The following is an 11,956-nucleotide window of genomic DNA, read 5'->3' on the forward strand; positions in this document are numbered from 1 at the left end:
CGACGGCCATGACATCCAGTTGCTGCTCGCCCACCACCTGGATGTCGCCGCCCGTCAGCCCCACCACGACGGCCATGACATCCAGTTGCTGCTCGCCCACCACCTGCTCGCCCCGCGGGACCGGGAGGCGCGCCGGCTGATCTCGCGGATGTCCGGCGAGACCGCGGTGATGGTGGCGGTCAGCCCCCTGACCCTGGTCGACATGGCGCTGGTCGCCTGGCGCAATCTGGCGATGATCGACCGGCTCTGCCGGCTCTACGGCCTGGAGCTGGGCTACGCCAGCCGGCTGCGGCTACTGCGGAGCGTGCTCTATAACATGGCCTTCGCCGGGGCCACCGAGATGGCCAGCGAGGCGAGCATGCAGGTGCTGTCGTTGAACCTCGCCGGGCGGCTCTCGGCCCGCGCCGGCCAGGGGCTCGGCGTCGGCCTGCTCAGCGCCCGGCTCGGGCTGCGTACCCAGCGGCTGACCCGGCCGCTGGCCTTCCGCGACGACGAGATGCCCCGCATGAGCGACCTGCGCGGCGAGCTCTGGCAGCAGCTGCGACGCCTGGAGACCAAGGCCGGCGATGAGAAACGACACCGCCCTTGACCCCGGTCATGACACGGCTGCTCCAAGGGGCTAGGCTCGGAAAGTAACGGCATACATCCGCGAGAAGGAAATTCACCATGTTCAGCTCCATCCTGGTCCCCGTCGACGGTTCGGAACACGCCAAGAAGGCCCTCGCCGTGGCCTGCCGACTGGTCCATGAGGGCAGCACCCTGCACCTGCTGCACATCCCCGAGTCGCTCTCCCACGAGACCCCCCTGGTGTGGGGCATCGGTCCCGTGACCCTCGAGGCCTCCGAGGAGGAGCGAGAGCGGGTCGGCCGGCAGCTGATTACCCGCGCCGCCGAGGCCGCCCGGGAGCAGGGCGCCCCCCGGGTCGAGACGCAGCTTGCCCAGGGCGATCCGGTCCGTACCATCCTCAGTGAGGCCCGCAAGCACCATGTCGACGCCATCGTCATGGGCAGCCGCGGCCTCAGCGACCTGCAGGGCTTCGTGGTCGGCAGCGTCTCCCACAAGGTGAGCCACGCCGCCGAGTGCACCGTGATCACCGTGCGCTGAGCCGTTCGTCCCCCCCACCGATACGCACCACGGCGCCTCTCGGGCGCCGCGGTGCGTTCGGGTCACCTCGCTGCACCGGCGCGACACACCGGTCACGCCTCAGGCCAGGCGGCGTTCCGTCTCGCTGTCGAAGAGCACCGCGCGGCCCATGTCGACCCGCAGCGCCAGCCGTTCACCGGCGGCCACCCGACACTTGGGCCCGACCCGGGCCGTCACCTCGCCCGCGCCCAGCGGCAGGCGCAGCAGGATATCCGCACCGGTCGGCTCGGCCACCGTGACCCTTGCTTCGAGCAGGGTGCCCTCGGCCTGGTCAGTCAGGCGCAGATCCTCCTCACTGAAGTGCTCCGGGCGCAGCCCCAGCACCACCTGCTGCCCCACCCGCCGGGCCAGGTCCGGGGTCTCCCGGGATACCGGCCAGGGCAACACCAGGTCCTCCTCGTCCGGGGTGACGATGCGCAGGCGGTAACCGCCCTCGCCGCCCTCCAGGGTGGCGGCGATGAAGTTCATCGACGGCGAGCCCATGAAGCCGGCGACGAAGATGTCCACCGGGTCGTTGTAGACCTCGTCCGGCGTGCCCAGCTGCAGGATGCGACCGTCGCGCATCACCGCGATGCAGTCGGCCAGGGTCATCGCCTCGATCTGGTCGTGGGTCACGTAGACGATGGTGGTGCCGAGCCGCTGGTGCAGCTTCTTGATCTCGGTGCGCATGTCGACGCGCAGCTTGGCGTCGAGGTTGGAGAGCGGCTCGTCGAACAGGTAGACCTTGGGCTCACGGGCGAGCGCGCGGCCCATGGCCACCCGCTGGCGCTGGCCGCCGGAGAGCTGCGCCGGCTTGCGCTCCAGCAGATGGGAGATCTGCAGCAGGTCGGCGACCCGCTCGACGGCAGCCTCGCGCTCCGCCCTGGGCACCTTGCGCATCTCCAGGCCGAAGCTGATGTTGCCGCGCACCGTCATGCTCGGGTAGAGCGCATAGGACTGGAACACCATGGCGATGTCGCGCTCCGCCGGGGTCTTCCAGGTGACCGCCTCGCCGGCGATCAGGATCTCCCCGGAGGTCACCGGCTCGAGCCCCGCGATGGCGTTCATCAGCGTCGACTTGCCGCATCCCGAGGGCCCGACCAGGATCAGGAACTCGCCGGAGTCGATGGCCAGGCTGACATCCTTGAGCACCTGCTCGTTGCCGAAGTCCTTGCAGACGTTACGAATTTCCAACGCAGACATGAGGAGTTACCTCTTCGTTATCTTATGCATGGGAAAGCGGTGTTTCCCTACCCCTTGACGGAACCCGCGGTGAGCCCGCGCACGAAATATTTGCCGGCCAGCACGTAGACCACCAGGGTCGGCAGCGCGGCGATCATCGCCGCCGCCATGTCGACGTTGTACTCGCGCACGCCGGTGGAGGTATTGACCAGGTTGTTGAGCGCCACCGTCACCGGTTGGGTGTCGTGGGCCGAGAAGGCCACGCCGAACAGGAAGTCGTTCCAGATCTGGGTGAACTGCCAGATCACCGAGACCACGATGATCGGCGCCGACACCGGCAGCAGGATGCGCCAGAAGATGCGGAAGAACCCCGCCCCGTCGAGCTTGGCCGCCGAGACCAGCTCGGTGGGCACCGCCACGTAGAAGTTGCGGAAGAACAGGGTGGTGAAGGCGATGCCGAACACCACGTGCACCAGGATCAAGCCCGCCCGGGAGCTCGACAGCCCCAGCCAGCCCAGCGTCTGGGCCATGGGCAGCAGCACCACCTGGAAGGGGATGAAGCAGCCGAACAGCATCAGCGCGAAGACGAGCTCCGACCCCTTGAAGCGCCACTTGGTCAGGGCATAGCCATTGAGGGCGCCGACGACGGTGGAAATCAGCACCGCGGGGACGACGATGGCGATGGAGTTGAAGAAATAGCCGCCCACCCCCTCGCAGCGCATGCCGGTGCAGGCCTCGCCCCAGGCCTTGGCCCAGGGCGCCAGGGTCGGCGACTGAGGCAGCGCCAGCAGGGTACCGGCAGTGATCTCGTCCAGGGGTTTCACCGAGGTGATCAGCATCACGGCGAGCGGCAGCAGGTAGAAGAGCGCGGCCAGGATCAACACGGCGTGGAGCGCCAGGCGCCAGCACCGGGCCGCGGGCGTGCGGCGACGAATCACGTTATCCATGCTGGCGGCTCCGCAGTTCCGAGTAGAGATAGGGGATCAGGATCGCCAGCACGCCGCCCAGCATCAGCATGGCGCTGGCCGAGCCCAGGCCTATCTGCGCCCGGGTGAAGGCATGGGCGTACATGAAGGTGGCCGGCAGGTCCGAGGCATAGCCGGGCCCGCCGCCGGTGAGCGCCACCACCAGGTCGAAGCTCTTGATGGCGATATGCGAGAGGATCATCACCGCGCTGAACACCACCGGCCGCAGGCAGGGCAACACCACGCGCCAGTAGATGCGCGGCAGGCTGGCGCCGTCGAGCTGGGCGGCCTTGATGATGCTGTCGTCGATGCCGCGCAACCCGGCCAGGAACAGCGCCATGACGAAGCCCGAGGCCTGCCACACGGCGGCGATCACCAGGGTGTAGACCGCCATGTCGGGGTTCACCAGCCAGTCGAAGGTGAAGCCCTCGAAGCCCCAGGAGCGCACCATGGCCTGGATGCCGAGCCCGGGGTTGAGCAGCCACTTCCACACCACCCCGGTGACGATGAACGACAGCGCCATGGGATAGAGGTAGAGGGTGCGCAGCGCCCCCTCCTGGCGGATGCGCTGGTCGAGCAGGATGGCCAGCAGCGCCCCCACCACCAGGCAGATGCCGACGAACAGGGCGCCGAACACCACCAGGTTGGTCGAGGCCACCCACCAGCGGTCGTTGGTCATCAGCCGCGCATACTGGGCGAAGCCGACGAGGTCGTAGCTCGGCAGCATGCGCGAGTTGGTCAACGAGAGAATGAAGGTCCACAGCATGAAGCCGTAGACGAAGAACAGCGAGACGGCGACGGACGGCGCCAGCACCAGCCGCGGCAGCCATGCCTGCAGGTGACCGGCGGAGGAGCGCCGGGCAGCGGCCCGTGCCGGGCGCGCCACGGAAGTCGAATGGGTCATGACAGGAGTCCTCGAAGGGGAACGGAGGCGCCGCCGAGAGACGACGCCTTGGCCAGCAAGCGTTACAGCGCCGCCTGGGCCGTGTTCACCATGCGCCGAGCGGCCTCCTCGGCCTCCATGTCACGGGCATTGAAGTAGTTGGTCACGACATCGAAGATGGCGCCCTGGACGTCGGCGCGCACCGCCATGCCGTGGGCCATGCTGGGCACCAGGCCGCCCGCCTCCGCGGTGCGCTGGAAGTCGGCCAGCGACTGCTGCGCGCACTGGTCGAAGGCGCCCATGTCGAGGTCGGGACGGGCCGGGATCGACCCCTTGGCCAGGTTGAAGGCCTCCTGGAAGGTGGGTTCGAGCACCAGCCGCGCCAGGGTCTGCTGGGCCTCGTGCTCGGCCTCGTCGGTGACCCGGAACATCGCCAGGCTGTCGATGTTGTAGGTGAAGGCCTCCCCGGTCCCCGGCGCCGCGGCACACAGATAGTCCTCGCCCGCCGTCAGGCCGGCGGCGGTGAACTCGCCCTTGGCCCAGTCGCCCATCAGCTGCATGGCGGCATCGCCCTCGATCACCATGGAGGTGGCGATGTTCCAGTCGCGACCGGACATGTCGTCGTCCATCAGCTCGCGCAGCCGCTTGAAGGTCGTCAGGGCCTCGACCATCTCGTCACCGCCCAGGGCCTCGGGATCGAGCTCGACCAGCGCCTGACGGTAGAAGTCGACACCTCCGGTGGCCAGCAGCACGGACTCGAACACCGTGGCGTCCTGCCAGGCCTGGCCGCCGTGGGCCAGGGGCACATAGCCGGCCTCGCGGATCGCCTCGCCCGCGGCGAACAGCTCGTCGAGGCTGGTGGGCATCTCGACGCCGGCGGCCTCGAGCACCGCCGGGTTGGCCCACAGCCAGTTGACCCGATGGACGTTGACCGGCACCGCCACGTACTGGCCGTCGTGGCGCATGACATCGGCGACGGTCTCGGGCAGCAGCGCATTCCATCCCCCCTGCTCGGCCACGTCGTCGAGGTTGCCGAGCAACCCGAGCTCGCCCCACTCCTGGATCTCCGGCCCCTTGATCTGCGCCGCGGAGGGCGGGTTGCCCGACATGGCGCGCGACTTGAGCACGGTCATCGCCGTCTCGCCGCCGCCCCCGGCCACCGCGAAGTCCTGCCAGCCGTGCCCCTCGGCCTCCATCAGCTCCTTGAGCACGTTGGCGGCCCGCGCCTCGCCGCCGGAGGTCCACCAGTGCAGGACCTCGACCTCGCCGGCCGGGGCCTGGGAAGCCCCCAGCGCCGTCGCCACGGCCAGGCCGAGCAGGGTCCTGCGCAGTAGCGGGGGGTGCGTGAATGCGTGCATGGGCGTGTCTCCGTCTTGTTATGGGTCTCGTCGGCCGCGGGTTGCGACGGCCTGGAAGCAAAGCTAGCCCATTCCCCGCCCCTGCTGGGGTTACCTAGTGCTGGATAGTGTTGCCGGTTTCTTACGAGGGTGAAACATTGCCGCGGCGCAGGGCCTCGATGGCGTCGTAGCAGGCCCCCATGGTGTGGTAGTCGACCTTGCCGGCGGGGCTCTTCTCGTCGGAGTAGCGGCGATTGTCGGGGGTCAGGATGCGATACCAGGCACCGTGCTCATGGTCGATCATGTGCCGCCAGCTGAAGTCCCACAGCCGCTCGTACCAGCGCCAGAAACGCCGCTCGCCGGTGCGGCTGCCGAGCATCGCCGCGGCGGCCAGGCTCTCGGCCTGCACCCAGAAGTACTTGTCGCCGTCGAAGATCGCGCCGTCGAGGTCGAGGCCGTAGACCAGGCCGCCGTGCTCGGGATGCCAGCCGGCCTCCACGCTGCCGAGAAACAACTCACGGGCCCTGGGCAGCAGCCAGGGCGCGGGACGGCGCCGTTCCAGCATCAGCAACAGCTTGGCCCACTCGGTCTGATGGCCGACCTGGTAGCCCCAGGGGCGAAACAGGTGTTTCGGATCGTCACGATGATAGTCCGGGTCGGGCCGCCAGTGGCGATCGTAGTGCTCCCAGATCCAGCCCCTGCCCCGCTCCGCCTGGCCCAGGCAGATCGCCTCGGCGACCTGCAGGGCACGCTCCAGGAACTCGGCATCGCCGGTGGCATCGAAGGCCGCGATCAGCGCCTCGCAGCTGTGCATGTTGGCGTTCTGGCCGCGATAGTCGGACACCTGCCAGTGGCGATCGGCCTCGTCGGCATAACGCCGCCAGCGGGGCTCCCAGAAGCGCCGCGTCTGCAGCTCGTGAACCCGATAGAGCCCCTCTCGGGCCTCATCGATGCCGGCCTCGAGGGCCGTGGCATGGGCCAGCAGCACGAAGGCCAGGCCATAGCAGTGGTTGGTGTCGTCCTCGACCCGGCCGTCGCGCAGCGTCCAGGCATAGCCCTGGTAGTCGGGCTGGAAGTGCCGCTCTTCCAGGTAGCGCAGGCCGTGACGGGCCCAGGCCAGGTACTCCGGCGCCTGGAAGTAGGCCGCGAAGCGCGCGTAGGTGAAGACGTAGCGGGCACTGGAGACCAGGTGGCGATGGCGGCGATCGTAGATCGTGCCGTCGTCGCGCAGGTAGTGGAAGAAACCGCCCTCGGAATCGATGGCGCGCGGGTGATAGAAGCCCATGGTCTTGCGGATATGGGCCTCGAGAAAGGCGATGTCGTGGACGTTCATGGTCGGCACTCTCGGCGTTCGGACGCAGGCGATGACCTCAGCCTAGCCCATCGCCCCTGGGCCCCATGTCGCCTGCAACGCATTGCCGCCCGGCTCGCGGGGCAGCACCAGCGTCGCCACCAGGCCGCCCCGGGGATGGTTCGCCAGGGTGAGCTCGCCGCCATGGGCACGCACGATATGCCGGGCGATGCCCAGCCCCAGGCCGGAGCCGCCGGTATGCCGGCTGCGCGACGGCTCCAGGCGGACGAAGGGATCGAAGACGCGCGCCTGCTCGGCGTCGGGAATCCCGGGGCCGTGGTCACGGATCGCGATGCGCAGCGTCGTGCCCTGCTCGTCGAGGGACACCTCGGCTCGCCCCCCGTAGAAGATGGCGTTCTCGAGCAGATTGGCCAGGCAGCGCTTGATGGCCAATGGCTTGACGGTCAACGGGGCGGCGTTGCCCTCGATGGCGACCTCGCCGCCCTGCAGGCTCAGCTCCTCGGCCAGCCCCTCGAGCAGGTCGCGCAACGAGATCTCCTGCAACGGCTCATGGAGGTCGACCCCCTTGACCGAGGCGAGCGCCCCCTTGACCAGTTGGTCGAGCTCATCGAGGGAGGCGCAGAATCGCTCGCGCTGGAGCGGATCGTCGAGCATCTCGGCACGCAGCCGCAGGCGGGTGATCGGCGTCTTCAGGTCGTGGGAGATCGCCGAGAACAACCGCTCCCGCTCCTCCACCTGTTCGCGGATACGCCGCTGCATGCGATTGAAGGCGACCGCCGTGGCCACCACCTCCCGCGGCCCGCTCTCGCGCAGCGGCGGCGCGTCGAGGTCATTGCCCAGCTGATGCGCCGCCCGCGACAGTCGCCCCAGCGGCAGGGTGGCGCTGCGGATGCCCGCCAGCGACAGCCCGATCACGGTCAGCAGCACCAGCAGTGCCGCCAGCAGGCGCTCCTCGGACAGCCAGCCCTGGGTGGTGAACAGGTCCTGGATGGGCAGCAGCGTCGCCACATACAGCCAGGTCTCCGGCTCCAGCTCCATCTGCACCACCAGCACCGGTGGCGACAGCGGCTCCATCAGCAGGCTGTGCTGGCCCCAGCGGCGCGGCAGGTCGTGCAGCAGCACCTCGTTGTTGAGCAGGCGCAGCTCCTCGGGGCGCGAGAACTCCACCAGGGCATCGCGGATGCCCAGCTCCGAGGCCAGCACCCGCTGGAAGTTGTCGACCACCAGCGACTTGCCGGGACCATTGCCGGTGTCGAGGATCGGAATGCGGTGATCGTTGACGCTGACGAAGAACCGCGTGCCGCCCATGTCGCGCAACTGGTCGAGCACGATATGCCGGTAGTCGTAGGGCAGCGAGCGGAAGAACCGCACCGTGGAGGCGACGCTGTAGGCCACGTTGAGCGACAGTTCGTCGAGCTGTTCCAGCTGGCTGGAACGTGCCTGGGTCGTCCAGATGACGTAGCTGGCGAGCTGTGCGCCCAGCACCCCGACGACCATGATCAGCACGAAGCGCCCGCGCAGGGTACGCGGCAAGGCGAGGGCCAGCCGTCGACGCAGGCGCCGCCAGGGCCCGTCCCGCTTCACGGCAGCACGTCCACCCGGGTGGCCAGCACGTAGCCGGCCCCACGCACGGTGCGGATCAACTGGGAGTGCTGGGCATCCTCGCCGAGCCGCTGGCGCAACCGGCAGACGTGCACGTCGATGGAGCGATCCAGCGGCGGGGCCGGCCGGCCACGGCTCAGCTCGTACAGGCCGTCACGGGACAGCACCTGCTCGGGGTGCTCGAGGAACGCCTGCAGCAGCTGGAAGTCGGCCCCCGACAGCGGGCTGCGTTCGCCCTCGCTGTCGATCAGCTCGCGGGTCACCCGGTCGAGCCGCCAGTTGCCGAAGGCCACCAGGCGGGCGTGCTCGGGGTCGCTGGTCGACGTGCGGGTCCGGCGCAGCACCGCCTTGATGCGCGCCAGCAGCTCGCGGGGGTTGAAGGGCTTGCCCAGGTAGTCGTCGGCGCCCAGCTCCAGGCCGAGGATCCGGTCGGTCTCGTCGGCGCTGGCGGTGAGCATGATGATCGGCACCTCGCTCGTCCGGCGTACCTCGCGACAGATGGTGAAGCCGTCGTCGCCGGGCAGCATGATGTCGACGATCAGCAGGTCGGGGGTCTCCCGGGCCAGCAGGCGGTGCAGCGCCTCGGCATCCTCGGCGACCAGGGCGCGATAGCCGTGGCGGCCGAGATAGTCGGCCAGCAGCTCGCGGATCTCGGGATCGTCGTCGACCACGATCAGGGTGGCAGGAGTCGTCGTCATCGTCGCCTGGTGGCAGGGGCGATGCCGGCACCGCCCCTAGCGTGTTGTCGTTATGGGGACTCGATGATGGTCAAGGGCGGGGACGACGGCAAGGTGCTTGCGACCAAGGTAGCAGCCGGCTCACAGGCCGAAGCGCTCGCGCAACCACTTGGCCACGGCGGCCTCGTCGTGGTGGCCGATGGCGCGCGCCCGGGGCACCAGGGCCGACAGGTCGGGGTGGGCGTTGGCCATCACATGGGCCTCGCCGGCGAGCCGCAGCATCTCGGTGTCGTTGAGGTTGTCGCCGAAGGCCAGGCAGGCCTCGGGGGCGAGCCCGAGGGCCTCGAGCAGCGCGGTCAGGGCGGTGCCCTTGTTGACCCCGCCGGCCATGACCTCCAGCGAGTTGGCGGTCGAGTAGGTCACGTGCAGCCGCTCGCCGTGGCGCTCGCGGACCGCGGCCTCGAGCCCGGCCAGGCGCCGCGGCTCGCCGATATAGAGCACCTTGCCGACCCCCTCGCCGTCGAGCTCACCGGGCCCGGCGACCCGATAGCCGAAGCCGGTATGGGCGTGCAGCGCCAGCAGCCGCGGGTCCGGGGCGTCGATGAGCCACTCCTCGTCGCGGTAGAGGTTGAGCCGCACGCTGTGGTGGCGCTCCAGGGCGATGAGCTCCCGGGCCAGCTCGGCCTCGAGGTGCCGGGCGGCGAGCATCCGGTCGTCGGGGCCGTGCAGGTAGGCGCCGTTGGTGCTGATCACATGGATCGGCACCCCGAGCCGCTCGCGGAAGGCGAGCATGTCGCGGAAGTGCCGCCCCGAGGCGAAGGCCAGGTGGTGGCCCCGGCCGGCCAGCGTCCGTAGCGTCTCGATGGTGTGCGCATGGAGATCGTGATCGGCCCCCAGCAGGGTGCCGTCGAGATCGGAGACGATCAGGCGTGGGGTCATGGTGCTCTCCCTGTTCGTGGATGCCCAGCTTAACCGATTCAGCCTGCGTCGTCCCACCCTGGCTCGCGACGCCGGCGGGTGGGGCCATGCCGCCCCACCCGCCACCCTCAGCCGTTCTGCAGCCCCCTGGCCACGGTGGCCGCGTGCCGCCCCAGCAGCACATGCACCACGCCGTGCTCCAGGCGTTGTACCCCGTGGGCGCCGAGCCGGGTCAGCGCCGCCTCGTCCAGCACCGTGGCATCGCGTAGCGCGAGACGCAGCCGGGTGGTGGCCACCGCCGCCGCCTCGCTGACATTGGCCTCGCCCCCCAGGGCATGCAGCCAGTCGCCGCGGGCAGCGGCATCGATGGCCTCGGCAGGCACCGCCGCCCTCCCCTGCGGCGTGGCCGGCGCGCCCTGCGGCGTCGTGCCCTGGGCGGCCAGGGCGCCGCGGATCTCGTCGGCCACCGGATCGTGGGAAGAGGCGGCGATGGGCCCCCTATCGCCCTGGCTCAGCGCCTGACGAATCTCATCGGCCACCCCATCGGCGATCGGGCCCAGGATCACCTGTACGCCGCCACCCTGCAGGCGCAGCAGGCCCCGGGACCCCAGTGCCTTGAGGGCCGCCTCGTCGAGCCGCGCGGGGTCGTTCAGCACCAGGCGCAGCCGGGTGGTGCAGGCGCCGACGCTGACCAGGTTGGCGGCCCCGCCCAGGGCCGCGACGAAAGCCGGGCCGCGTTCTCCGCACGGCTCGTTGCCGCTTCGCGGCGCCACGGTCTCGGGCTCGCGACCCGGGGTGGGCAGGTCGAAGCGGGCGATGGCCCAGCGGAACACGGTGTAATAGAGGGCGAAGTAGGCCAGGCCCACCGGCAGCATCAGCCAGCCATTGGTGGAGAGCCCGTAGGAGAGGGCGAAGTCGAAGGCGCCGGCGGAGAAGGTGAAGCCCAGCTTGACGTCGAGCCAGTGCATCAGCGCCATGGAGATCCCGGTCAGCAGCGCATGCAGGCCGTAGAGCAGCGGGGCCAGGAACATGAAGGTGAACTCGATGGGCTCGGTGACCCCGGTGAGGAAGGCGGTCAGCGCCAGGGACAGCAGCAGGCCGCCCACCTGGGCACGCCGCCCCCGGGGGGCGGCGTGGTACATGGCCAGGGCCGCCGCCGGCAGGCCGAACATCATCACCGGGAAGAAGCCGGCCATGAAGCTGCCCGCCGTCGGGTCGCCGGCGAAGAAGCGGTTGAGGTCCCCGCTGGCCAGGGTCCCGGAGGCCGCCTCGAAGCTGCCGAACACGAACCACACCAGGCTGTTGAGCACATGGTGCAGGCCGGTGACGATCAGCAGGCGGTTGAGGGTGCCGTAGACGAACAGGCCCAGTTCGCCGGCATCGATCAGCCAGCGGCCGAGCGCGTCGATGCCGTGCTGCACCGGCGGCCAGGCCAGGCCGAAGACCACCCCCAGGGCCACCGCGGCGAGCCCGGTGGCGATGGGCACGAAGCGCCGCCCGCCGAAGAAGGCCAGATAGTCCGGCAGCCGGATCGCCTTGTAGCGGTTGTAGAGCAGCCCCGCGACGCTGCCGATGATGATTCCCGCCAGCACCCCCATGTCGATCTCGGGGTTCAGGGCGGTGAGCACCGCATCCAGCACCAGGTAGCCGATCACCCCGGCCAGGCCGGCGGCGCCGTTGCCGTCGTCGGCGAACCCCACCGCCAGGCCGATGGCGAAGATCAGCGCCAGGTTGGCGAAGATCGCCTCGCCGGCGCCGGCGATGAAGGCGATGTCGAGCAGATCGGGCTGGCCCAGGCGCAGCAGCAGGCCGGCAATGGGCAGCACCGCGATGGGCAGCATCAGGGAGCGACCGAGCCGCTGCAGTCCGGCCATCAGTCGGTTACCGAGGGTCATGGTCATCAGGAGATCCTCTCGAGAGTCGTTGTCGTTGTTGTGGTGGCGTCGCTGGCCAGCAGC

11 protein-coding genes are annotated in these 11,956 nt (G+C 69.7%); 2 read left to right on the top strand and 9 right to left on the bottom strand.

All coding sequences use genetic code 11. The annotated features are described in order from the left end of the window. The coding region (locus tag C1H66_RS00780; RefSeq protein ID WP_102626020.1) for a TIGR01620 family protein at positions 1-589 on the top strand (589 nt) is incomplete at its 5' end. Positions 590-666: 77 nt separating this feature from the next. Then, entirely contained in the window at positions 667-1,104 is a 438-nt protein-coding gene (locus C1H66_RS00785) for a universal stress protein (protein ID WP_102626021.1), read from the top strand. A gap of 99 nt (positions 1,105-1,203) precedes the next feature. Here C1H66_RS00785 and C1H66_RS00790 read toward each other — a convergent pair whose 3' ends face one another. The 9 genes from C1H66_RS00790 to nagE form a co-directional block, all read right to left on the bottom strand. Further along, positions 1,204-2,325, bottom strand: a complete 1,122-nt coding sequence (locus C1H66_RS00790; RefSeq protein ID WP_102626022.1) for an ABC transporter ATP-binding protein — start codon at positions 2,323-2,325, stop codon at positions 1,204-1,206. Positions 2,326-2,372: 47 nt separating this feature from the next. Continuing rightward, complete coding sequence (locus tag C1H66_RS00795) at positions 2,373-3,251, bottom strand: carbohydrate ABC transporter permease (RefSeq protein WP_102626023.1); 879 nt, start codon at positions 3,249-3,251, stop codon at positions 2,373-2,375. After that, positions 3,244-4,173 (bottom strand): carbohydrate ABC transporter permease, encoded by a 930-nt coding sequence (locus C1H66_RS00800; RefSeq protein WP_181423464.1) that lies wholly within the window; start codon positions 4,171-4,173, stop codon positions 3,244-3,246. The genes C1H66_RS00795 and C1H66_RS00800 overlap by 8 nt, the downstream gene beginning before the upstream one ends. A gap of 62 nt (positions 4,174-4,235) precedes the next feature. Then, positions 4,236-5,510 carry an ABC transporter substrate-binding protein gene (locus C1H66_RS00805; protein WP_102626024.1) on the bottom strand — a complete coding sequence of 425 codons (1,275 nt, stop codon included), beginning with the start codon at positions 5,508-5,510 and terminating at the stop codon, positions 4,236-4,238. Positions 5,511-5,631: 121 nt separating this feature from the next. Continuing rightward, positions 5,632-6,822, bottom strand: a complete 1,191-nt coding sequence (locus tag C1H66_RS00810) for an AGE family epimerase/isomerase (RefSeq protein ID WP_102626025.1) — start codon at positions 6,820-6,822, stop codon at positions 5,632-5,634. 42 nt (positions 6,823-6,864) lie between these two features. Then, positions 6,865-8,298, bottom strand: a complete 1,434-nt coding sequence (locus tag C1H66_RS00815; RefSeq protein WP_102626030.1) for an ATP-binding protein — start codon at positions 8,296-8,298, stop codon at positions 6,865-6,867. Between the two features lie 83 nt (positions 8,299-8,381). Beyond that, on the bottom strand, positions 8,382-9,101 hold the full coding sequence (locus C1H66_RS00820) for a response regulator (protein ID WP_102626026.1): 720 nt from the start codon (positions 9,099-9,101) through the stop codon (positions 8,382-8,384). A gap of 120 nt (positions 9,102-9,221) precedes the next feature. Then, a complete protein-coding gene (locus C1H66_RS00825; RefSeq protein ID WP_102626027.1) occupies positions 9,222-10,019 on the bottom strand; it encodes a Cof-type HAD-IIB family hydrolase in 798 nt (265 codons plus the stop codon). Between the two features lie 107 nt (positions 10,020-10,126). Next, a partial coding sequence (gene nagE, locus C1H66_RS00830) for an N-acetylglucosamine-specific PTS transporter subunit IIBC (RefSeq protein ID WP_240618175.1) occupies positions 10,127-11,956 on the bottom strand: 1,830 nt, incomplete at its 5' end.

It is taken from the genome of Halomonas heilongjiangensis (assembly GCF_002879645.1).
In the GTDB taxonomy this organism is placed as follows: Bacteria; Pseudomonadota; Gammaproteobacteria; order Pseudomonadales; family Halomonadaceae; genus Halomonas; species Halomonas heilongjiangensis.